A 24312-nucleotide genomic window follows, 5' to 3' on the forward strand; every position below is an offset into this window, starting at 1 on the left:
CATTGGCTCGTCATTTGCTATGATACAAAAGAACATGTATAAAATACATTCAACAATTCCATAAAATCACCGAATTAAGTAAAGACTATAAAAAAGAGAATAGACATCACAACAGAAATACAAATAATCAAAAAGAATTAAAACAGAATAATTTTAAATATTTTGGAGTATTTTTACTTAGTTTTAGAAAATAAATCTATAATTTTGCATTAGTTTAGATTTTAATTCTTTTAATCTTTATTAAATCCGAATTCTTAACCAATCTAAACTCCTTAAAGTATATGGACGCTATAGATAAAAAGCTACTGAAGTTGCTTCAAACAGACAGCAAAAGTACAACAAAAGAATTATCGATGAAATTAAATTTATCGGTAACTGCTGTTTACGAACGTATTAAAAAATTAGAAAAAGACGGAACCATCAAGAAATACGTTGCTTTAGTAGACCGCAACAAAGTCAATAAAAGCCATGTGGTTTTTTGTCATATTAAGTTAGTACAACATGCAAAAGACTTTATTGCCGAATTTGAAAATGCAATTTTAAAACTTGATGAAGTCTTAGAATGTTTTCACGTGAGTGGTGATTACGATTACATACTCAAAATCTGTGTAAAAGACATGGAAGAATATCGAGAGTTTATGGTTACTAAATTAACATCCATTAAGCACATTGGAAGTACACATTCCTCGTTTATGATTGGGGAAGTAAAAAACACAACTGTATTTGATATCTAAACCATGAAAAAATACCTATTCATTATATCGTTATTTCTTTTAACACATTGTGATTCCAAAAAATCGGCCATAGATGCTGAAAAAGAAGCAAAGAACAGATTAAAGAGAACCTGGATGTTGGTCGAACTCAAAGGATATACAAAATCGTTTTTGATTGCCAATTCTGTAAGTTTGGATTTAACAGGAGAAGAAGCTGCTATTTATGGAGGATGCAATCGCATCAAGGCAAACTTTGATATAGTAGACGACGAAACCATCAACTTTGAAGGTTTTATTTCTACCAAAATGTTTTGTAATAAAACAGCTGATTTAGAAATAAAATATTTGCAGATGTTAGAAAAATCGACCATTTACAAAGTGGAAGGCCATCAATTAACTTTAGCAACAGAAAAGGGAAAAACCTTAAAATTCATCGCACAAGATTGGGATTAATTTTTATAACAATTTATTGCCTATTTACTACTTTTAATAGTTTATAAATTGCTAATTTTGCCATTCGAATTTAAAAACAACATAAAATATATACTATGAGTTCATTTGACGTAGTTATAATAGGTTCAGGTCCTGGTGGATACGTATCAGCAATACGTTGTGCACAACTAGGAATGAAAACAGCCATTATTGAAAAATATTCAACTCTTGGTGGTACTTGTCTTAATGTAGGCTGTATCCCATCAAAGGCTTTATTAGCTTCTTCTCATCACTTTGAAGAATTACAGCATTTTGCAGATCACGGGATTGAAGTTTCGGGAGAAGTAAAGGTAAACCTTGAAAAAATGATTGCTCGCAAACAAGCAGTTGTTGATCAAACTTCAGGTGGTGTGAAATTTCTAATGGACAAAAATAACATCACCGTTTTTGAAGGTGTTGGTTCATTCGAAAATGCAACGACTATCATTGTAACTAAAAATGATGGTTCAGTTGAAAAAATCGAAGCTAAAAACACTATTATCGCTACGGGTTCTAAACCTTCGTCTCTACCATTTATCACTATTGACAAAGAAAGAGTAATCACTTCTACCGAAGCCTTAAAATTAACAGAAGTTCCTAAACATCTGGTTATTATTGGTGGTGGAGTAATTGGATTGGAATTAGGTCAGGTTTATTTACGCTTAGGAGCTCAGGTTTCTGTTGTTGAATTCATGGACAGAATTATTCCTGGAATGGATGCTGCTTTATCCAAAGAATTGACCAAAGTACTGAAGAAACAAGGAATGAAATTCTATACTTCACATAAAGTACAATCTGTCGAAAGAGCAGGAAATACAGTGACCGTTAAAGCGGAAAATGCAAAAGGTGAAATCATCACTTTGGAAGGTGATTATGCTTTGGTTTCTGTTGGTCGCCGCCCATATACAGACGGGTTAAATGCCGATAAAGCGGGAGTAAAAATCACAGAACGAGGTCAAGTGGAAGTAAACGATCATTTACAAACAACTGCTTCTAATATTTATGCTATTGGTGATGTGGTTCGTGGTGCCATGTTAGCTCACAAAGCAGAAGAAGAAGGTGTTATGGTTGCCGAATATTTAGCAGGTCAAAAACCACATATTGATTACAACCTAATCCCCGGTGTTGTTTATACTTGGCCAGAAGTTGCTGCTGTTGGTAAAACGGAAGAACAATTAAAAGAAACTGGTATTGCCTACAAAGCTGGAAGTTTTCCTTTCAAAGCATTAGGACGTGCTCGTGCCAGTGCAGATACAGACGGATTCGTAAAAATTCTTGCCGATGCAACTACAGATGAAGTACTAGGTATTCATATGATTGGTGCCCGTGCTGCCGATTTAATAGCGGAAGCAGTAACTGCAATGGAATTCAGAGCATCTGCCGAAGATATTTCAAGAATGTCACATGCACATCCGACTTTTGCTGAAGCAATCAAAGAAGCAGCTTTAGCCGCTACAGGCAACAGAGCATTACACGTGTAAGAAAAAACACTATATTTTTAAAAAACCCGCTTTTTGCGGGTTTTTTGTTATATTTCTGTTAAATCAATTGAAAAGGAAAATTAACAACTTTCCACAAAAAAACATTTCTTATTACGGTATCCTCATTATTACAACCTAAAAAAAAACATAATCTCAGAACAGTCCTTAAAACTGCTACAATTAACCAATCAATCAAAAACACAAACCACCGCAACCCCCATGTAATCAAGTATTTTAATCGGTTGACATTTAATAAATTTGCACGTCTCCAATTAAAAAAAGCATGAAAAAAATTACTCTTCTTACCATTATTACTTGCCTTTTTTCGTACATAACCAGTTTTTCACAGGTTGGAATCGGAACCACAACTCCAAGTGCTTCTTCCCTACTTGAACTAAAAAGTACAAACTCAGGTTTATTAATCCCTCGTATCAGTTTAACCTCCTCAACAGATGTTACTACAATACCAAGTCCTGCAACAAGCCTTTTAATTTACAACACAAGCACTATAGCTGATATCACCCCAGGATTTTATTATTGGGATGGTTCTTGGAAAGCATTAACCACTTCAGGAACACCTTCAGTAAGTCCGGGTTTGACTTGGAATTTAAGTGGCAATACAGCAACTGCTGCTGATTATATAGGAACAAACAATTTTTTCCCTTTTAACGTTAAGGTAAATAACTCTGACTTTGCAAAATTCCATCCAAACGGTGGCATCAACATTGGATTCAATTCGGTAGCCAATAATAATAATTCAGTAGCCATAGGAACTTCTGCACAAGCTTCAAACAACAATGAAGCTCTTGCTTTAGGCACTTCTGCCAATGCAAGTGGCTATCAATCAGCAGCATTAGGCCGTTCCTCTGTCGCTTCAAACAATAGTGCATTGGCATTAGGTCATTTATCCAACTCATCGGGTTACAGATCATCAGCAATAGGTTACTCCGCGACTGCATCAAACAATAATGCCATTGGATTAGGAAATGCTTCCAATGCTTCTGGCGAACAAGCATTAGCTTTGGGATTTGAAGCAGCGTCTTCGGGGCAAAATGCAACAGCCATCGGTTACCAAGCAACCACATCGCAAGCCAATGCTATCGTATTGGGTAATTCCAGTAATACAAGTAACAAAGTCGGAATTGGTACAAACACACCAGATGAAAGATTACATGTTGCAGGATCTGTAAAGATAGTCGATGGCACACAAGCCAATGGTTATGTTTTAACTTCGGATGCCAATGGAAAAGCGTCTTGGAAAGTTCCAACTCTTTTGAATTCCTACGGTGAAATTTACAAAACATCCAATTCAACATTAACATCAGGGGTAATTACTTTTGGTACTAACGGATTAAACCAAAGCACAACATTAAATGCAAATAACATTCAAGTAAGTAAAACCGGAACATATAGAATAACCTATTCTGTTACTTTCCGAAGAAATAGTGGAGGAACAACCATACCTGAATTTTTCATAGCTGTAAATTCATCAGAAATAGCGGGAACAAGAGCTACGGGAACAGTTTCAAACGGAGAATCCATTACAATAACAAAAAGCAGATTATTCAACTTAACGGCTTCACAACAAGTAAGTATTCATTCCAATATTAGTGATGTAAACACCACTATTTTAGGCATTGGTACCAGCCTATTGGTTGAATCTGTAAATTAATAAAAACAAAAAGCCGCTCAATGAGCGGCTTTTTGTTAAGATTGCTTTTTACTAATGCGCTTAATTAGGAAATAAGCACCAAATCCTAACAAAGCAATCCCCCATAATTGTACAACGAAAGCAATAATCGCTTCAAGCATAAACCAACCTGTTTTTAAACTATCCCAAATTTGTAAACCAATATTAGGACGATAGGCATTTATACTCTTCTCATTGGCAATCATCTCCTGTTTCACAGAATCATTCTGATAAATCGCTAAAGTAAGCGTACTGAAATTCACTTGATCTTTCAGCGAGAGATTTTCAATTTTAACATTATCATTTTGTTCTTTTTTTGCATCCAATTGCTCCTCCGCATTCAACACGTTATCCAATTTCTTTCCTTTGCCATCAATCGCCTTTTCAATTCTCTTTTCCGAAACAGAACTTCTCTTTTGTGCCAATTCGTTTGCCAACATTTTCAATGAAACATCATCTGCTTTAATTACTCTGTAATCCAGAAAATCGATTTCTTTTGCAATGGTTTTAATTACTGTGTCCAGCTTGGTATTAGGAACACGTATTGTAATATCATTCGTTACGGCATATTTCGTTGTTATTAAACTACTGTCCTGGCTCACTTTAGTTTCTTCTTTTTCAGAAACAACACTCTGAAGGTTGGTGTAAGTAACAAAACCACCAAATTTTGTGGTTGCATCTTCAATAGCGTAAGTTGATTTGGCAACATTATCCACTTTGAATTTAATATCCGCAGTACGGACGAATTTTCGGTCGGAATTTTTAGGTTCTTTGGCTGCAGAAGAGGAAATCACTTGAGTAGTATCTGCCGATGCTGCCGCAACTTCCTCCGCAGCAACTTCCTCAGAATAGTCTCTTTGTTTACAAGAATAAACAATCATGGCAACCATCAGTAGCGCCAAACCAGTGTAGTATACTTTTTTCATACAAATAATTGATTAAAAGGTTAAAATTAAGCGTGTAGTTTTTTAATCAATATTCTTATGAAATTTAGTGTTAAACTAAACTTCACTGCACGAAAAAACATGCCAAAAAAAGGCGATTCTTCTATTTTAGTTTTTATTTAACTTTTGATTCTCGAACCCGTAAGTTTTACATCCGCATATTTCCAACTTTCAGCAATTTGATCATCCGTTTCAGATGCTTTGGCTTTATCTTTCAATTTTTCGTAAGCCAATTGAAGTCCGTGTTGTGACCATCCGTTTTTGGGTAATCTTTTCAAATCCTCCTGATAGGTAAAAACTGCCTCTTTATAAAACTCTCCATCCATCTGAATGGCTCCTAGATGATGACGCACCGAAAAAAACCAATCTGGAGGCTCATTATAATTCAGACCGTCTTCGATAGCAATAGCTTCATTCAAGAGACCAATACTTTGAAAGTATTTTTTTTCCGTTGCATAAATTTCAGCCTTCAATACTTTAAAGGCAATAGTAACAACATCATGCATGGAATTTATTTCCCAAATGGTCATTTTTTTCAAATAATCATCTTTCGTAAAAGCCTCAAGTTTTGCCAGTTCTACTTTAGCATTCTTACTATCCTTTTTTCCTAAAAAAGCCATTCCTCTGGCATAATGTGAAATCGCTTTTGGATATTTAATAGTATCACTGATTAATTTCATCTTCATTATATCATCCCACCTTCCAAATTTCACTGCAACGAAATATGGTATCACGTAATAATGTTGCAAAGTGCCCAATCCGGGAATTACCATTGTTGAAGGATGAACCATTTCAGATGTTTTATTTGCTCCGATGATGGCCCATTTTGAGTTACCTTCCAAAGTTGCAGTAGCAGCCATAAAATGATAATTATGTGGATAGTAAGCCAATGGATAGGCACCTTGCGCATGACAAATAGTAGTATAAAGACTGTCGATTTTCACAGCATTTACATTAGACATTGTTCCTTTATGATACTCACCAGTACGGATGTAAATATGCGAAGGCATGTGTGTTAAATGACCCGATCCCGGAACCAAACCTTTGTCAAACATTGCTGCCGATGCATTCCCTCTTTCCGGATTTTTTGAAGCTTCAACGGCATGTATGTAAAAATGATTGGCACCAATGTGTTTCGGGTCTTTCTTTAAAATCTGTTCCAATAGAGCAACTATCTCGGGAGTCCATTCTTTTGGTTTACCATTCTTCTCATACAAATCCCAAGGATGCAAGTCCAAAATCGATTCAGCATATAATGCATTGATCTCAATGTCGTCACTATATTTATCATTCACCACTTTCATAGCTTTGGAGTAAGCGATATCAAGATAATTCCTATTGTCAATCGGTTTTCTAACATATCTTTTTGAGAGTGAATTAATAAGTGCTTTTTCCTTTTCTGTAGCATTTCGAGATAATTCTAACGCCTTCTGAATTGCTTTATAAGCTCTTTCATAATTGTCCGGTTCCATACCAGCGTTATAATTTGGTCCCAAAACATAAGCTAATCCCCAAAAACACATGGCACATTCGGGATCAAGCTTTGTAGCATAATAAAAAGAACGTGCCGCTTCGGCATGATTGAATCCATATGCCAATGCCAATCCCTGATTGAAATACTTCTGCGCTTCCGAATTTTTCGTCGAAATAGCATAATTAATCACATCCAAACCTTCAAAAATAGGCGCTTTTTTATCCGAAGAATACCAATCGACATCACTAACGGGTGGTGGACAACCATAGCTATTCATTCCAATTTTAGCAACCTCTTTGACTATAACATTCTCTTTTCTGCAACCGAAGAAAAAAAGAGAAACCATCACCAAAAACAAAACTTTTTTCATGGTACTTTTTCTATTAAAATTACTCAAAATCAACGATTTAATTCATTTTATTTTCAAATACCAATCGGATATAGTAGCAAAATGCATTTTCCTTGTTTACTTCAGGGTTAAATAGTAATTTTACATTTAAATAAATCACTTGAGAACATCCATCATAAAGACCGTTTCAAACCAACCGGAATTTAAGCACCAATTACTGACTTGGTCACAGCAATTCCGTGAAATTGTCTTTTTGGATAGTAACGATTACCCTCAACACTATTCCAGTTACGATGCTATTTTAGCGGTAGATGCGTTTACTTCCATTCAAACCGATTATCACAATGCATTTGAAGATCTTAAGCAATACCAGCAACAAAGTAAAGATTGGATTTTTGGGTATCTATCGTATGATCTAAAAAACGATACCGAAAAACTTAGTTCGAACAATTCAGACTTTTTGAATTTCCCGGATTTGTTTTTTTTTCAGCCAAAGAAATTGTTTCTGATAAAAGGTAACGAGGTTGAAATTTGCTATTTGAACATGTGCGATGATGAATTGGAAGAAGATTATGAGGAAATTTTAAGTGCAATCAAAAAAGAAGAAAAAGAAAAAACTTCTATTGTAATCCACCAACGCATACCGAAGGAAAAATACATTGAAAAAGTCAATACTATGTTATCTCATATCCATCGAGGTGATATTTATGAAGCTAATTTCTGCATGGAATTTTATGCAGAAGCTGCCGAAATTGACCCGTTGGATTGCTATCAGAAATTGAATACGATTTCAGAACCTCCTTTTGCCACTTTTTTCAAAAACGACACGAATTATTTACTCTGTGCCTCTCCAGAACGTTATTTAAGAAAAGAAGGTTCAAAAGTCATCACGCAACCTATTAAAGGAACTTCCAAACGTTTTGAAGACATGATTTTGGACGAACTGTCAAAAAAAGAATTAGAGCAAAACCCGAAGGAGCGTTCCGAAAACATCATGATTGTTGATTTAGTTCGGAATGACTTGTCTCATACCGCCACAAAAGGATCTGTTCAAGTTGAAGAATTGTGTGGTATTTATACGTTCAAGCAAGTCCATCAGATGATTTCAACGGTTGTTTCCGAAGTAGATCCTTCAGTTTCATCAATCGAAATCATTAAAACTACTTTTCCTATGGGAAGCATGACCGGAGCTCCTAAAATTTCGGCTATGCAGATTATAGAAGAATTGGAAGAAACCAAGCGAGGTTTGTATAGTGGTGCAGTAGGTTACTTCACTCCTACCGGTGATTTCGATTTCAATGTTGTTATACGAAGTATTCTATACAATCGTAAAGCGAATTATGTTTCATATTCTGTAGGAAGTGCAATCACGGCGCTTTCTGATCCTGAAAAAGAATACGAAGAATGCTTATTAAAAGCCAAAGCGATGCTGGAAGTTTTAAGCTAATACATTAGAAGATAAAAAGACATGTATAACATGAAGAAAAAAACAACGTTTTTATGTTTAGCACTATTCTTTACACCACTAGCCAGTTTTGCAGGTTGGGCCCGTGAAGCAAAAGACACTTATCTGGGTATTACAATGTTCGTTTTCTTATTCACTTTAAGCATTACTTCTGCTCTATTTTTTGGACTTATTTCGGCTCTTCTAACCAGAATTATCTTGTTTGTTTTAAATTCGTTACATATTATACGAAGTAATTTTATTTTTAATTTTAAAAACAACAAAAAGACACGTCATTTAACGATGATTGCCATTACACTAATCAGTGTATTTTGTTTTTGTGTCACAAACAAATTTCATATTTCAGCTATTATTGCAGGAATAGTATGGGGTTGTATTACGAGTATTTCATTTCGCTTTTTTTTATTAAAGTTTACACCTGTTAACTAAATAGTGATGCTTCAAAACTTACAAAATCATATTCAAAAAAACTTACCTTTTCTATCAGGTAAAAAATTGCTTTTAGCGGTTAGTGGAGGCATTGACAGTATTGTTTTGACTGACTTATTACTCCAACTCGATTTTAAAATTGGTGTAGCGCATTGCAATTTTCAATTAAGAGCGGAAGAAAGCGATCAGGACTTTTCTTTTGTAAAAGATTTTTGCAAAAAAAATAACATCTCCTTTTTCGGCACCCATTTTGATACAGCGCACTATGCAGAAATGAACAAGCTTTCAATCCAATTGGCTGCACGAAAACTTCGTTATGAGTGGTTTGATGAATTACTCAATACTGAAGGTTTTGACTATCTTTTGACAGCGCATCATGCCGATGATTCTATTGAAACCTTTTTAATCAATTTGACTCGTGGAACTGGTTTGGATGGTCTCACCGGTATCCCGCAGCAAAATGATAAAATCATTCGCCCTTTGCTACATTTCTCAAGAGAAACAATTGAAAAGTATGCCAAAGAAAATAACATCCAATGGCGTGAGGATTCCAGCAATGCTTCTGATAAATATGTACGAAATAAAATTCGACATGCTGTTATTCCCATACTGAAAGAATTGAATCCGTCGTTTCTAGCTTCTTTTCAAAACACCATTGAAAATTTACAACAAACACAATCATTAGCCTTCGATGCAACTGAACTAATGTATGCTAAAATCGTTTCTGAAGAAGGAAATGAAAAAAAAATAGACCTCGAAAAACTTCTGGAACTCGACAATTACAAAGCGTATTTGTACCAATGGCTACAACCATTCGGATTTACAGCCTGGAATGATATTTACGATTTGACCAAAGCGCAATCGGGCAAGCAAATATTTTCTGAAAATTACTTTTTACTAAAAGACAGAACAACCTTAATCTTGTCTGAAATCAAAAAAAACAACGATTCAATTTTTTTGATTGATGAAGATTCTTCAGGAATTGTTTACCCAATTAAAATGCATTTCAGTGACCAAAATCACATTTCAAATGCAGGTACAAACACTATTTTTGTTGATAAACTTTCGTTAAAGTTTCCGTTAACTTTACGAAAATGGCAAGATGGTGATTATTTTTACCCCGCGGGAATGTCAGGAAAGAAAAAAGTCAGTAAATACTTTAAAGATGAAAAGTTTTCATTGCTAGATAAAGAAAACACATGGCTTCTTTGCTCTGATAATCAAATCGTTTGGATTGTAAATCATCGAGCTGACCAACGTTTTACCGTTACTAACAACACACAACATATTATTAAAATAGAATTACAATAATGAAAAAAATCTTAACCTCAATTGTACTATTTCTTACCTTTTTAGGTGCCCAATCACAAATTTTAGATCCTGTAACTTGGAAAACATCAGTAGAAAAAAAATCAGATACTGAATTTGTGTTGGTTTTGGATGCTACTATAGAAAACGAATGGCATATGTTTTCGCAATTCACACCGGATGGCGCTTCTTTACCAACGGTAATTCAATTCAAAAACGCCAAAGGAAACTATACTTTAGTAGGAAAAACCAAAGAAAGTCCTTATAAAAAAGTGTACAGCGATATTTTTGAAGTAGACGAATATTTATTTGAAAACAAAGCGCAATTCAGACAAACTATAAAATTGACCAACCCAAATGCAACTTCTGCAAAAGTGTATGTAGAATACCAAGTTTGTAAAGAAGCCTGCATTCAACAAGATAAAACGTTTGACATTAAGTTACCTATAACAACTGCAGCGACTGAAACAACTGAAACTGCAAAAGACACCTCGAGTAAAGTTATCGCAGTACCTTTGATTACTGAGGAAAACAAACCTAGCGATACAACAGCTTCCTCTTCTCAACAAGAAGATACTGATGCTAAATTGTACGGTCTCACACTATCCGAAATCAAACAACTAAAAGCTGAATCTACTTCAGATGCATCATCAAATCCAAAGATTCAAAAATCGTTGTGGAGCATATTCGGATTGGGTTTTATTGGTGGTTTATTGGCGTTGCTAACTCCTTGTGTGTTTCCAATGATTCCATTAACTGTGAGTTTTTTCACTAAAAGCGGAGGAAAAAAAGCATCTGGTGGTGTAGGAAAAGCGATTTTATATGGTGCTTTCATTTTAGGAGTATATTTAATCTTAAGTATTCCATTTCACTTATTAGACAGTTTGAATCCCGATATCTTAAATGAAATTTCAACCAATGTATGGCTGAACATCATTTTCTTCGTCATATTTATCTTTTTCGCCTTTTCTTTCTTCGGTTTTTATGAACTAACCTTACCGGCGAGTTGGACCAATAAAACCACACAAGGTGAAAATATCGGAGGAATTTTAGGTATATTCTTCATGGCATTGACATTAGCGATCGTTTCGTTTTCATGTACCGGACCAATTTTAGGTTCATTATTAGCAGGTTCATTGACAGCGGATGGAGGTGCATGGCAGTTAACCGCTGGTATGGCTGGATTCGGATTTGCATTAGGCTTACCATTTGCATTATTCGCTATGTTTCCTAATATGTTGAATTCATTACCGAAATCCGGCGGATGGTTGAACACAACCAAAGTCGTTTTAGGATTTTTAGAATTGGCTCTCGCCTTCAAATTTTTATCGAATGCCGATTTAGTGAAACACTGGGGAATTTTAAAGATCGAACCTTTTTTAATCCTTTGGATCGTCATTTTTGCCGGTTTAGCATTGTATCTATTTGGAAAAATCAAATTTCCACATGATTCACCGCTACAAAAATTATCGATTTTCAGAACTGCACTAGCCATAATCACGAGTGTATTTGTACTGTATTTGGCATCAGGATTCAGAGTCAACGAAGAAACCAAAACTTTTAGTTCTTTGAATTTATTGAGTGGATTGGCTCCACCTGTAGGATACAGCATTTTATATCCTAATGAATGTCCGAACAATTTAAATTGTTTTAAAGACCTAAAATCCGGACTGGATTATGCAAAACAGCAAAACAAACCGGTACTGATAGATTTTTCAGGTTACGCCTGTGTGAATTGCCGTAAGATGGAAGAACATGTTTGGTCAGTTCCTGAAGTAGATCGATTATTAAGAAATGATGTAGTATTGATTTCACTATATGTGGACGACAAAAAAACATTGCCGCAAGAAGAACAAATTGAAGTGAGCAGAATTGACGGAGGAACGAGAGTTCTGGAAAATTATGGCCACAAATGGGCTCATTTTCAAACCAAGTTTTTCCAATCAAATTCACAACCTTTCTATGTGCTTTTCAACCCGAAAACCAATGAAATTTTGAACACTCCGGTGGCATATATGCCCAATTCCGAGGAGTACAAAGCATGGTTGGAAAGTGGTATCAAAAATTATAAAAAATAAATCAATCCCGGGAAACCGGGATTTTTTATTACCATAACTTTTCTATATTTGTGTTATTATAAGCCATTTAAAAAAATATACGCCATGTTAGTAAAAGTATTTGGTAGCGCCGTTTTCGGTGTTGATGCCACCACCATTACCATTGAAGTAAACATCGATAAAGGTATCGGTTACCATCTAGTAGGTTTACCCGATAATGCCATAAAAGAAAGCAGCTACCGCATTGCTGCCGCTTTAAAGAACAACAACTACCATTTTCCCGGAAAAAAAATTACCATCAATATGGCGCCTGCCGATTTACGGAAGGAGGGTTCTGCATACGATCTAAGTATCGCCATAGGTATTCTTGCTGCTTCGGGGCAAATCAAATCGGAGGAAATCGATAAATATGTCATTATGGGGGAATTATCACTCGATGGCAATCTTCAACCTATTAGAGGCGCATTATCTATTGCCATTAAAGCCAAAGAAGAAGGATTCAAAGGATTTTTCTTACCCAAACAAAATGTAAAAGAAGCGGCTATTGTTACTGGATTGGATGTGTATGGTATCGAGAATGTTACTGAAGTGATTGATTTTTTTGAAGGAAAAGGGTCATTGGAACCCACAACCATTAATACTCGGGAGGAATTTTACAAAACATTGGATTATCCTGAATTTGATTTTGCGGAAGTTCGTGGACAAGAATCGATTAAACGCTGTATGGAAATTGCTGCGGCCGGTGGTCACAATATCATATTAATTGGTCCGCCCGGAGCAGGAAAAACCATGTTAGCCAAACGTTTACCTAGCATTTTACCTCCAATGACATTAAAAGAAGCTTTGGAAACCACTAAAATACATAGTGTTGCTGGCAAAGTAAAAGATACCGGATTAATGAATCAAAGACCGTTTCGTAGTCCACACCATTCTGCATCGAGCGTTTCGTTAGTGGGTGGAGGGAGTTATCCGCAACCCGGTGAAATTTCTTTAGCGCATAATGGGGTATTATTCCTAGATGAATTGCCCGAGTTTAAACGGGAAGTTTTGGAAGTAATGCGCCAACCTTTAGAAGACCGAGAAGTTACCATTTCAAGAGCCAAATTCACAATAACTTATCCCTCCTCTTTTATGTTGGTTGCCAGTATGAATCCTAGTCCGGGAGGTTATTTTAATGATCCCAATGCACCTGTAACCTCTTCCCCTTCCGAAATGCAACGCTATTTAGGAAAAATTTCCGGACCATTGTTAGACCGGATTGACATTCATATTGAAGTAACTCCGGTTCCATTCGACCAACTGTCCGAAAAAAGAAATGGAGAAAGTAGCGTCAAAATTAGAGAGCGTGTTACCAAAGCCCGAGAAATCCAATCCCAACGATTTACCAATTACGATCATGTGCACTACAACGCCCAAATGACTACAAAGCAAATTAGGGAATATTGCGAACTGGATGAAGTCGCATTACAACTTTTAAAAACTGCAATGGAACGTTTGAATCTTTCTGCAAGGGCTTATGATCGCATTTTGAAAGTATCCCGAACTATTGCCGATTTAGAAGCTTCGGAAAACGTTACGTCCCACCACTTAGCGGAAGCGATTCAGTACAGAAGCTTAGATAGAGAAGGCTGGTTGGGGTGATTATGAGTTATGAGTTATGAACTGAGCCGCAGACGAAAGAAACGAAGCCTGTCTTAATTTGATGCTATCCAGGTATCGCGAAATTGCGCCTGTTTACGATTGAACCTTTTTGCTTGTTCGTTGAGCCTTTTTGCCTCTTCGTTGAACCTTTTTGCTTCTTCGTTGAGCCTTTTTGCTTCTTCGTTGAACCTTTTTGCCTCTTCGTTGAGCCTTTTTGCCTCTTCGTTGAACCTTTTTGCTTCTTCGTTGAGCCTTTTTGCTTCTTCGTTGAACCTTTTAGGTTGTAATTATAAGTTCCGAATAGAATTGTAAAGCTTATTTCTAGCCCTGATAGTAGTGGAAAGCAAAACGCTCAAAAAGCACTTTCTATTTTACACTACCAAAGAGCGACCAACGGAAGCTCCTTTTGTAGTGATAAAATGGTGTTTTTTGAACGTTTTCTTGCAACGTATAGAAGGAAAAGCTCCTAATTTTAAGATTTTGCAATATTGTTTATCATCCCTTTAAAAATAAAAAAATGAAAAGGCAGCATACTGTACCAGTAGAGTCTACCCAAAATACCTTTGGGGCGAAAAGTAGCTATTTGATGTAAGGTGTTGTCGTCATCAATTTTAAATTCCAACCAGGCTTCACCGGGTACTTTCATTTCGGCAAAAAGGAGTAATCTTCTTTTCTCTTTATCCGCTAATAAAACACGCCAAAAATCAAGCGAATCACCACCATCTAAATGCGTTGGACTTGTTCGACCTCTTCGCAAACCAACACCACCAAAAAGCTTATCTATAAACCCTCTGATTTCCCACATCCATGTGCCATAATACCAACCTTTTTCTCCTCCTATTGACCATATATTTTCCAAAGCATTTGAAGTAGCATTGAGTTGTATTTTTTGATAATCTTTCAAACATCCGTATTTGGGTACTTCGATATAGTTTTTCAAGTGTGGTTTAAAATTGCTGCTGGACAAACTGTCTTTCCAACTGGATAAGACTAAGTTTTGTTCAATCTTCTTAAAAGCCAATTTAATGGCATCTGTATAGGATATTGGTTTGATATTTAGGATTCTTTGCAATTGATTGTCTTTGCAAATCACCTCAACCTTCATACTATCCACTAAGTTCCGAGCCAATTTAAAAGAGGTAGAAGTGACAAAATACAACCAATATGAAGAAAGTTTAGGTGTCATAAAAGGTACCGTTATCATTACGATTGTAAACCCCCTCACTTTCGCATACAATTGCATCATTTGTTTGTAGGTCAATACATTGGGACCGCCAATATCAAATGATTTATTGAAGCATTCTTCTTTATTGATTACACCAATCAAATACTGAATCACATCACGAATCGCTATAGGCTGAGATTTTGTCAGCACCCATTTTGGGGTAATCATCACGGGCAATTTTTCACATAAATCCCTGATAATTTCAAAAGAGGAACTACCCGACCCTACAATTATTCCGGCACGTAAAACGGTCAGATTAAAATTTCCTTTGTATAAAATATTTTCCACGTTACTTCGGGAATGCATATGTTTGGAGAGATTGGGGTCGTTCACAATGCCGCTTAAATAAATGACTTGTTTGACATTCATCTTATCCATATAAAGATTAAAATGTGAGGCTGAATTGGCTTCCATTTCCACAAAATTCTGTGTTGAATTGGCCATGGAGTGAATCAAATAATAGGCTACGTCTATTGTATCAGGAAGCGTATCAAAGCTAGGTTCATTAATAAAATCCACTTCCCATATAGTCACTTTTTTTAATGTTTCTTCTTCCAATCCTAGTCGTGAACTATCACGAACACAGCAAACCACTTCATGACCACTAGCTAGTAATTCAGGCAAAAGTCGTCTGCCTACATATCCATTTGCACCTGTTAGAAGAATTCTCATTTTACACTATTTATCGTTTGCCATTTTTTTTGGTATTCACCGTTTTTATCGTATTCCGATGCTTGTTTTTTAGTATCAAAATATCTTGAAGATCTAGGATCATTCCCTACACCGGCGAGATAAGCCCAATTGCCCCAATTATTAGAAACATCGTAATCGATCAACTCTTGTTCAAAATAGGAAGCACCATAGCGCCAATCCACCTTCAAATCATTAATCAAATAACTTGCAACTATTTGACGGCCTCTATTACTCATAAAGCCAGTACACTTCAATTCGTTCATATTCGCATCTACAAAATCATTACCGGTCTCTCCTTCTATCCAAGAATGTAATTGATCCAGATTGGTGTTTTTTTGATATTTGATCGATTTAGCAATACCATTTAACAAAAACAATTTTTCGTTGTGTTTCTTAAACATAAATCGGAAAAAATCACGCCATAATAGCTCAAATACTAACCAATATGTGGATTCATTTTCACCATATTCTGCTTCAAATTCTTTAATTTTAGCGTAAATATACCGAGGAGAAATAGAGCCCATTGCCAGCCATGGCGAGAGTTTGGTAGAATAATCGCTTCCCAATAAACCATTTCGTGTTTGCTTGTAGTTTACTATCAATTTTTTATCAAACAAATAATAATCAAGTCGTTGACAAGCATTTGTCTCCCCTCCTACAAAGTGTAAAACACTTCTTTCATCAAATTCCACCGTATTGGAACCTATTAAATCAGAGAGGGGAGGCAAATTGAATTCGGGCAAAAAAGGCGATTGTATTACACTTGGAGCGTTATAAATAGCTCTGACAGTCGATTCTTTTTCTACTTTCTTTCTAAAATCTGTAAAAACATCTGGAATATTTTTGATAGAAAAGGGTAAATCTTCCGGATGATACAATGTGCTCGTGCTAAAAATAGACACATCGCAATGTATTTTGGATGCAGCAGTTCGAACTTTTTCTAAGGTATTTTTTTCACTATAGGCAACTTCTTTTTTCGTATAGATTTTAGTGGCTCCATATTTCAAAATAATTTTAGGGATTTCAATTTCAGGTTTCCCTTTCACTACTAGTAAACCTGAGCCTCTTTTTTTTAATTGATCATTTAAGTCTTGTAAGGATTCCAATAAAAATTTAGCTCGGTATTTCCCAGTTTTCTGAAATCCAAAAGCACTTTTTCCAAAGTCATTTTCATCAAAACAATAAACAGGAATGATCTCTTTATTATTTTGAATGGCTTTAAAAAGCACTTCGTTATCATTTACTCGTAAATCTGTTTTAAACCAAACTATAACTCGCTGCATTACTCAAATTTTTAAGTTACCCATTCCTCCATCTACCGCCAATATTTGTCCTGTAACCCAACCTGATTTTTCACTTAACAAAAATGAAATCATATGAGCAATATCTTCGGGCTGACCTATTTTTTGCATCGGATTACGTTTCTGCATAGCTTCAATTTTCTCATCAGTTGCTAAAAATTTTGCACTCAATGGGGTATCCACTAAAGATGGAGCGATTGCATTCACTCTTATTGCTGGTGCAAATTCAGAAGCAAGTGATCTTGTTAAGCCTTCAAGTGCCCCTTTCGCCATTGCTATTGAAGAATGAAAAGGCATTCCAACACCAACAGCGACAGTACTGATTAATACAATGGATGCATTTGGAGATTGCTTCAAATTGGGCAAATAGTGTTGAATTACATTCACAGCTCCCAGCGCATTCACTTTATAATCTGTTAAAAAATCTTCCTCTTTGTATCTGTGAAATGGTTTTAGATTTATGGTACCCGGAAAGAAAACGATACCATCAATTGGTTCTTCCAGCTGTGGTAAACTTGCACTCGAATAGTCAACAACAGAATAAGAAGAGTCATACTCCGTAAATTCTCCTTTCGTACTAAGTCCAATAACATGGTAAGAATCATTTTGCATAAGGTTTTTGGTAGCCATAGCTATTGCACTTGATGCGCCGGCAAATAAAACTGTTCTTTTCATTGTTTTGTTTAATTTATTTACAATAAAGTTAAACAAAAATACACTAAGTACTATGCAAACAAGCCTTAAATTTTTGCAAAAAAAATAGCCAACATAAAGTTGGCTATTGAAATAAAAAGATAGATTATTAATTAAGTTCTGCAAAAGTATCACCTTGACGGATATCTCCTGTTTTAAACCCTCTCATAAACCAATATTTTCGCTGTTCTGAGGTTCCATGGGTAAAAGATTCTGGAACCACGTGTCCTTGCATACGACTTTGAATCGCATCATCACCTACAGCTTCTGCAGCGCTGATTGCTTCATCAATATCATCAGGATCCAAATTTTGCTGATTGTATTTCGCCCATAATCCTGCATAAAAATCGGCTTGAAGTTCCAAAGCAACAGACAATTTGTTCGCTTCTGCCTGGGTCATATTGGCTTGCAATTTTCGGACTTTATTCGAAGTACCCAAAACCGTTTGTACATGATGCCCCACTTCGTGTGCAATTACATACGAAATGGCGAAGTCGCCACCTTTGGCACCAAATCGGGTTTTCAATTCATTAAAGAATGCCAAGTCCATATAGACTTTTTCATCTCCTGGACAATAAAACGGACCAGAAGCTGCGGTAGCTGATCCACAAGCTGTTTCCACTGCATCGGTAAATAAGACCATTTTTGGCAATCGGTATTGCAAATTATTTTCGGCAAAAATTTTCTCCCAAGTATCCTCATTATCCGCAAACATCGTAGATACAAAATCACCAAGTACTTTTTCCTCTTCAGTAAGTTCTCTTTGTTCTGTTGGAGCCGAAGTCGTTTGTTGCTGATTCATTTGCTCCAGCACAGGCGTGATCATTTGTGCATTCTCTCCACCGAAAAGATTTACTAATAGTATAATAATTCCAATGATTCCACCACCTGCGACTACTTTCCCTCCAGATGACATACCTCTTCGGTCTTCTACGTTATCACTTTGACGTCTACCTTGCCATTTCATATTGTTTGTTTTTTAGTTGATGTGAATATAAAAATAAATTTAGATTTATTGTAGCCATTTTAGTAGCATATTTTCAAAAATGTCTTTATCAATAGGTTTAGAGATATAATCATTCATACCCGATTCGAGACATTTTTCCTTTTCCCCTTTAATGGTTCCGGCAGTTAAAGCGATAATTGGGACTTTACTATTGAATTTCCTAATATCAAGAGCCGCTTCATACCCATTCATAATTGGCATTTGAATGTCTAGTAAAATTAAATCCGGATTGAATTCGCTACTCCGTTGTACTCCAATTTTACCATTTTGTGCTTCAATAATGTTTGCCTTTGGTAAAAGCTTTTTAATCAATGTCCGAGCCAAAAGCATATTAATTTTATTGTCTTCCACAATTAGAATCTTCTTTTCCAGTTCAAAAACATTCCGCAGGTATTGATGACTTAAATCCTCATAACGCACATCCAAGTTATTGACATCTATGGTATTGATTCCTTCGTCTTCTGAAAAATAATCCAACGTCAAATCAAAATAAAACGTACTCCCTTTTCTGAAATCGCTATGCAATTCCAAACTACTGTTCATTAAATTCAATATCTTATTGGAAATAGCCAATCCTAAACCTGTTCCACCATACTTTCTTGTGGTAGAATTATCTTCCTGTGAAAAAGGTTCAAAAATTTTATCCTGGTTTATTTTTTTGATTCCAATTCCGCTATCAATCACTGAGATTCTGATTTTGGATTTGTTTTCGTCCTGATCAATCAAATCCATTCTTAGCTCAACCGTTCCTTTGCTGGTAAACTTAACGGCGTTTGACAATAAATTGAGCAAAATTTGTTTGATACGAAGTGCATCTGTTGAAACGTATTTAGGCACACCCACACCAATATTGAATTTCAGTTCGATATTCTTTTGCACCGAATCGAATTTAATGATATCTAACACCTGATTGGCGGTTTCGAATAAATTGACTTGTTGGATTTCCAAATCCAACTTGCCGGTTTCAATTTTAGAAAAATCTAAGATATCATTAACAACATCCAATAAAATTCCAGCCGATTTGTTAACGGTACTTAAATATTCGTGTTGGGTTTTATCCAGTTGGGTTTCGCCCAGAATATCAGTAAAACCGATAATTGCATTCAAAGGTGTACGTATTTCATGGCTCATATTCGCCAAAAACTCTGATTTGGCCTTATTGGATGCTTCAGCATACTCACGGGCTTTGATTTCCGTTTCGATGGCTTTTTTCTCGGTGATATCAATTAAAATCCCTTCGATATAAGCTACTTTACCTTCTTTTAAAATCGTATCTCCAAACTCTTCTATCCAAATGTATTCCCCCGATTTCTTTTTAAGACGATACATAACATGAAAAGGTTCACTTCTTTCAATACACTCATTGGTATATTCTTTCAGATTTTCTTGATCGTCCGGGTGCACCAAATCAATTAACGACACTTCCCCTTTTATGAATTCCGACTTGTTGTATCCGGTTAGTTTCTCGATTTCATCATTCAGATATACTTTTGTCCAATTATCATCGAATTCAGAAAGATAAACCGTACCCGGAATATTATCGGCTAAGAGTTTGAATTTATCTTCACTTTCTTGAATTAATCGCTCCGAATGGATACGTTCTATTGTAGCAGAAATATTATTGGATAAAATTTGTAAAACGCCGATTTCATCTTCAGTCCATTTTCTACCATTGGTACAATCATCGAAACCTATAAATCCATAGAATTGATTTTTTACAAAAATAGGTAGTATAACAATGGTGATAATATTCTGTTTTTCCAACATTTCTCTGAGATGGCTATCGCCAATTTCGCTAACCACTTCATTAAAAATCTTGTCCCGCAGCAATGCAATAATCATAGTGTCAATCTCTTCATGCGGAATATTCTGTAATTCATTATTCGGCAATTGAGAAAAAATACCTTGTCTTACCCACTCTTGTTTTTGGCTTAATGTTAAAGTAATCGGATTGTTCTCAAAGTAATAAATTCGATCCACGTTTGCTGCTTCACCCAATTTGGACAATGTGGTACTGAAAATTTCATTGAACGCTTCATCAATATCCGTTTTTTTAATAAGGATTTCAGTTGAAGAAGCAATGGCCGCAAGAATTTTGGTTTTTTCTTCCAATCGTTTCTCCGTTTCAAGACGCTTACTGGATTCTATCGCAAGTGACACCACTTCCGATACGGAACGCGCAAAATTGATATCATCATTGTCCCAATTTCGAAATTCCTTGGTTGTTTCAAAAGACAAAATAGAATGCAATTGTCCATTGACCATAACAGGCACATCAAGAAGAGATTTAATGCCGTTTTTGGGAAAATAAGTCTCCGTGAATTCTATAGTTGCATCGTTATTATACACATCTGAAGCAACAACAATATTGTCTTTTTCGAAAATCTCAAAATAGATTGGGTTTTCCGATTTGTAACTCACCAAATTTTCACCAAAACTATCCGAATGCAAAGAATAAGTATAGGGGCAAAACAAATTCTCTGTGGTGTAATTCCAAAAACTAATACGGTCAATTTTTGATCCTTGAGAAGCAGCTCTCAAAATATTCTTCGCCATATCCTCAAAAGAATCATTTGCGGTATACTGCTGCGTTACTAGATTATTGATGGTTTTGCTGTAAATTTCATTTTTGGCCTGTCGTTCAAACTGCTCCAGTTGAATTTTTTTGAGCAATGTCACATCTCGGGCAATAGCTCCAAAACCAGTAACTCTTCCTTCGTTATCACGGGTTAAAGACACTTTTTGAGAAATCCACAATTCCGAACCGTCTTTTTTTCTCGTAGGGAATTCGATGGTTGGAATTTCCTCATTCTTACCATAATATTTTTTATAAAACTCTAAAACTTCGGCAACATAGTCTTCTCTGATAAAATCGCTAAAATGTTTGCCTATGATATCATTATCCGAATAATTCAACAATTTTCTGGAGAATGGATTCAAATAAATAAAATAACCGTACTTATCAATTTCATAGATGATATCCGAAGCATTTTCAATAAGAGTTTTGTAGTGATTCTGCGTTTCCTGTTGTTCGGTTACATCATGACCGATACCCAAATAGGTATCCTCCGAATACTTGGAATCCTTCCATTGTATGTATTTATAGCTTCCGTCTTTGCATCTTAACTTACGTACATAAAGCGTTTTACTTATCTCATAATTCTCGGTGGTAAACTCTTCATCCTGCGTAAGTTTCCAAAAATTAAACCCTTTAACTTCCTCCGAAGTATAACCCAAGATAGCTGTGATAGTTTGGCTGCAATACACAACTTCACCGGCTTTATTCACAGCAATTACCAATGAGGTACCTTTGTTTACAATATTATCTGCAAATAAGAAATTATCTTTTACTTTTAAGTTAACAATGTACCTGACATGATTAATAATAGAAATTAAAAATACACTATACAAGGTTGTAACCATATACACTTTAGGTATCCAACCTTTATAATTGAAAAACAATAAAATGAAGAAATTTGTAACCGCAAAAATCCAATATATTCCTGGAGTTCTGAAAATATTATACGAGAGTACAAAGAGAATTAGCAAATCAAAATAACTAGCTACATGTTCGGGAACATTGATGATCCAATAGAGAATCAGAAAATAATACCCAAAAAAAACAATCGTGAATATTTTACTTATATTCTGAAAAACACTTTGAACTCTTTGGCTCAAAAAATAAATCATAACCAATACCACACCAATTGTAGCATTAATCTCAAAGGAATCTCTCCCTCGAACTGTAAAATATTCTACCAGAAACTCTATAGTTGGAATGGTAACTCCCAAAAAGAGAAAGTACAGACTGTATTGTTCATTGGAATTTTCAATTTCAGAATAGCCTTCTATTAAATCGCGATTAACCGCTGAATAACCTTTAAAACCGTAAAAAATGACGAAGGCCAAAATAAAAATAAAGAAAGTAATAAACCACCAAGAATGATAGATATTATTAGTCAATTGGAGTGATAAATCATCCAAACTAGCAACACTTAAGGAATTGAACAGTATAATAAACTTAACCATCGATTCTAAAATCATTAATAGGCTGTGTTTCTTAAATTTATGAAGCAAACTAAACCTAATTTAGTAAAAAAAATGATATCCTTACTTATTTAGACGCTTTTTTATTTTTCTCTTCAATCCACTTGGACATAAATTTTGTACTCTGAAAAGAATGTTGGTATAGCAAGTTCCCAATAAAATTTGTTCGACGGTGTTCTCTTATATTTTCATAAAGTTCGTTGATTCGATTTTGAAATTGATTTTCAAACTGACTGCTGTTAAACTGTTGCAATATTCCAAACCCGTTTTTCTGCTTTTCACTCCAAAGATTTTGGTTAGTATACAAAGCCACAGCACTTGCACTAAAGGTTTCAAAATCGTCTGCTACAAAGCCACTCCAATTGGAATTATCCGCAATGCCTTCAATACCTATAGTAGTGGTAACTGACGGAGTTCCCACCTGCATAGCTTCCAATAGTTTCCCTTTTTGACCTGCACCAAAACGCAGAGGTGCCAGCATTATTTTTGCACGTTCAACCACTTCCTGAGCATCTTCGGCTCGACCCATAATTAAAAAACCTTCCTTTTCATTCTGCAATTGTAGTACTTTTTGACTTGGATAGGCACCATAAACAAAAAGTTTAGAGTGAGGTAATTCCTTTTTAATCAAAGGCCAAACTTTTGTCTTTAACTGCTTCACTGCATCCCAATTCGGTTCATGAATAAAGTTGCCAATAAAAACAAAATCGTTTCTATTCTCAAATTGCAACAAATCATCCACCTTCTTTGATTCATAAAACATTGGCAAATAATACAGTAAATCTGAATCAATTTTGAAACAATTTTTCAGAATACTCATTTCATATTCTGAAATCATCAAAGTCAAATCACACCTGTAAATACTAGCAATTTCGCGTTTTGCGATGTCGGAATCCAACAAGTTTTGAAGATTGAAATTGATTTCTTTTTTCACGGAATTTTGTCTTTCCAACCGAAGACAATGCAAATCCTCCGTATCCAAAACACGAATGGCATTCGGACAATTTTCCGCAACACGCCAACCAAATTGCTCTTCAGAAATGTATCGATCAAAAAGTACCATATCCGGGTTCATTTTTTTCACAAATGCATCAAAATCGGAAGAGTTCAGTTCAATACTTACTTTCTGAATTCCTTTTGAATTCAAGTCGAATGAAAACTCACTTTCCTGAGCAGCCGAAGCAAATGTAACCTCAAACCCTTGGCCAATGAATAGATCAATCAGCTGAAGAATTCTTATTCCCGCAGCGGAAGAAGTGGGTTCTGGCCAAACCAAACCGATAACTAAAAGGTGCTTCTTTTTCAAATTGAATATTTTATACAAA

17 protein-coding genes are annotated in these 24312 nt (G+C 35.5%); 9 read left to right on the forward strand and 8 right to left on the reverse strand.

All coding sequences use genetic code 11. The features are described 5' to 3' along the window. Window positions 1–281 precede the first annotated feature (281 nt). The 4 genes from ACFO7M_RS08150 (at window position 282) to ACFO7M_RS08165 (ending at window position 4337) form a co-directional block, all read left to right on the forward strand. Window positions 282–734 (forward strand): Lrp/AsnC family transcriptional regulator, encoded by a 453-nt coding sequence (locus ACFO7M_RS08150; protein WP_379713945.1) that lies wholly within the window; start codon window positions 282–284, stop codon window positions 732–734. Between the two features lie 3 nt (window positions 735–737). Continuing rightward, a complete protein-coding gene (locus tag ACFO7M_RS08155) occupies window positions 738–1166 on the forward strand; it encodes an META domain-containing protein (RefSeq protein WP_379713947.1) in 429 nt (142 codons plus the stop codon). A gap of 95 nt (window positions 1167–1261) precedes the next feature. Next, window positions 1262–2665: a dihydrolipoyl dehydrogenase gene (gene lpdA, locus ACFO7M_RS08160; protein WP_379735026.1), complete on the forward strand. Its 1404-nt coding sequence runs from the start codon at window positions 1262–1264 to the stop codon at window positions 2663–2665. A 283-nt stretch (window positions 2666–2948) separates the two neighbouring features. Next, on the forward strand, window positions 2949–4337 hold the full coding sequence (locus ACFO7M_RS08165; protein ID WP_379735027.1) for a hypothetical protein: 1389 nt from the start codon (window positions 2949–2951) through the stop codon (window positions 4335–4337). Between the two features lie 35 nt (window positions 4338–4372). On the opposite strand, the gene ACFO7M_RS08170 is transcribed toward ACFO7M_RS08165, so the two are convergent. Beyond that, window positions 4373–5281: a DUF4349 domain-containing protein gene (locus tag ACFO7M_RS08170; protein WP_379735029.1), complete on the reverse strand. Its 909-nt coding sequence runs from the start codon at window positions 5279–5281 to the stop codon at window positions 4373–4375. A gap of 137 nt (window positions 5282–5418) precedes the next feature. Continuing rightward, on the reverse strand, window positions 5419–7143 hold the full coding sequence (locus tag ACFO7M_RS08175) for a hypothetical protein (RefSeq protein WP_379735031.1): 1725 nt from the start codon (window positions 7141–7143) through the stop codon (window positions 5419–5421). Window positions 7144–7282: 139 nt separating this feature from the next. Here ACFO7M_RS08175 and ACFO7M_RS08180 point away from each other — a divergent pair, with 139 nt between their 5' ends. The 5 genes from ACFO7M_RS08180 (at window position 7283) to ACFO7M_RS08200 (ending at window position 14022) form a co-directional block, all read left to right on the forward strand. Then, entirely contained in the window at window positions 7283–8569 is a 1287-nt protein-coding gene (locus ACFO7M_RS08180) for an anthranilate synthase component I family protein (RefSeq protein WP_379735033.1), read from the forward strand. A 30-nt stretch (window positions 8570–8599) separates the two neighbouring features. Continuing rightward, window positions 8600–9016: a hypothetical protein gene (locus ACFO7M_RS08185; protein ID WP_379735034.1), complete on the forward strand. Its 417-nt coding sequence runs from the start codon at window positions 8600–8602 to the stop codon at window positions 9014–9016. A 6-nt stretch (window positions 9017–9022) separates the two neighbouring features. Then, on the forward strand, window positions 9023–10327 hold the full coding sequence (tilS, locus tag ACFO7M_RS08190; RefSeq protein ID WP_379735036.1) for a tRNA lysidine(34) synthetase TilS: 1305 nt from the start codon (window positions 9023–9025) through the stop codon (window positions 10325–10327). Then, window positions 10327–12402, forward strand: coding sequence for a protein-disulfide reductase DsbD family protein (locus tag ACFO7M_RS08195; protein WP_379735038.1), 2076 nt, complete (start codon window positions 10327–10329; stop codon window positions 12400–12402). Before tilS ends, ACFO7M_RS08195 begins: the two co-directional genes overlap by 1 nt. Before the next feature lie 84 nt (window positions 12403–12486). Further along, complete coding sequence (locus tag ACFO7M_RS08200) at window positions 12487–14022, forward strand: YifB family Mg chelatase-like AAA ATPase (RefSeq protein WP_379713965.1); 1536 nt, start codon at window positions 12487–12489, stop codon at window positions 14020–14022. Window positions 14023–14494: 472 nt separating this feature from the next. Here ACFO7M_RS08200 and ACFO7M_RS08205 read toward each other — a convergent pair whose 3' ends face one another. From ACFO7M_RS08205 to ACFO7M_RS08230, 6 genes are all read right to left on the reverse strand, one after another. Further along, entirely contained in the window at window positions 14495–15919 is a 1425-nt protein-coding gene (locus tag ACFO7M_RS08205) for an SDR family oxidoreductase (RefSeq protein WP_379713967.1), read from the reverse strand. Beyond that, entirely contained in the window at window positions 15916–17223 is a 1308-nt protein-coding gene (locus tag ACFO7M_RS08210) for a DASH family cryptochrome (protein WP_379735040.1), read from the reverse strand. Before ACFO7M_RS08210 ends, ACFO7M_RS08205 begins: the two co-directional genes overlap by 4 nt. Before the next feature lie 3 nt (window positions 17224–17226). Further along, window positions 17227–17916 (reverse strand): SDR family NAD(P)-dependent oxidoreductase, encoded by a 690-nt coding sequence (locus ACFO7M_RS08215; protein WP_379735042.1) that lies wholly within the window; start codon window positions 17914–17916, stop codon window positions 17227–17229. A gap of 127 nt (window positions 17917–18043) precedes the next feature. Then, the gene (locus tag ACFO7M_RS08220) at window positions 18044–18901 is read right to left on the reverse strand and encodes a neutral zinc metallopeptidase (protein ID WP_379713973.1); all 858 of its coding nucleotides are present in this window, start codon (window positions 18899–18901) and stop codon (window positions 18044–18046) included. Window positions 18902–18946: 45 nt separating this feature from the next. Further along, window positions 18947–22984: a PAS domain S-box protein gene (locus ACFO7M_RS08225; protein ID WP_379735044.1), complete on the reverse strand. Its 4038-nt coding sequence runs from the start codon at window positions 22982–22984 to the stop codon at window positions 18947–18949. Between the two features lie 70 nt (window positions 22985–23054). Further along, entirely contained in the window at window positions 23055–24293 is a 1239-nt protein-coding gene (locus ACFO7M_RS08230) for a glycosyltransferase family 4 protein (protein WP_379735046.1), read from the reverse strand. Between the last annotated feature and the right edge of the window lie 19 nt (window positions 24294–24312).

This window comes from Flavobacterium sp. GCM10023249, assembly GCF_042653365.1.
Taxonomy (GTDB): domain Bacteria; phylum Bacteroidota; class Bacteroidia; order Flavobacteriales; family Flavobacteriaceae; genus Flavobacterium.